Source organism: Mesorhizobium sp. M7A.T.Ca.US.000.02.2.1, assembly GCF_003996995.1.
Lineage (GTDB): Bacteria > Pseudomonadota > Alphaproteobacteria > Rhizobiales > Rhizobiaceae > Mesorhizobium.
The window spans coordinates 1-430 of record NZ_RZTT01000921.1 but is presented as its reverse complement, the minus strand read 5'-3'; the positions used below and the strand labels follow the sequence as shown (position 1 = coordinate 430).

Here is a 430-nt window from a genome sequence, read left to right as displayed (position 1 = left end):
GCGCAGGCCTTCAATGTCAGCCTGCACAATCTGCCGATCGCCCGTGGTGGCCAGGAACGCACGCACGGCGTCGGCGTCCTGCTTGTAGCACTGCAGGGCCTCGTAGAGCGTACTGGCATCGCGCACCCGCTCACTGTCCAGCAGTTCCTGCAGTTCCGGGGCCACGTTGGCAAGCTCCGTCAGTGCGGCGTGTTTTGAAACCCAGGCCTTGCTCTTGCCCAGCTGCTCTGCAATCTGCGTCTGCCTCATGCCATCCCCCAGCAGGCCGGCAATGCCACCAACGAGTTCCGCCGTGGTCAGATCCTCGCGCTGCAGGTTGTCCACCAGCTGCGATACGGCTCCCTGCTTATCGGTCACCACGGCTTCGATGTTCGCTGCCTGGTTCAGCTTATGGGCCCGGTAGCGGCGATGGCCGTGGACGATCTGATAC

The 430-nt window shown here is 63.5% G+C and carries 1 protein-coding gene; it reads right to left on the bottom strand.

The annotated features are described in order from the left end of the window. On the bottom strand, nucleotides 1-430 hold a 430-nt coding region (locus EOD15_RS35450; RefSeq protein ID WP_127409399.1), incomplete at both ends, for a ParB/RepB/Spo0J family partition protein.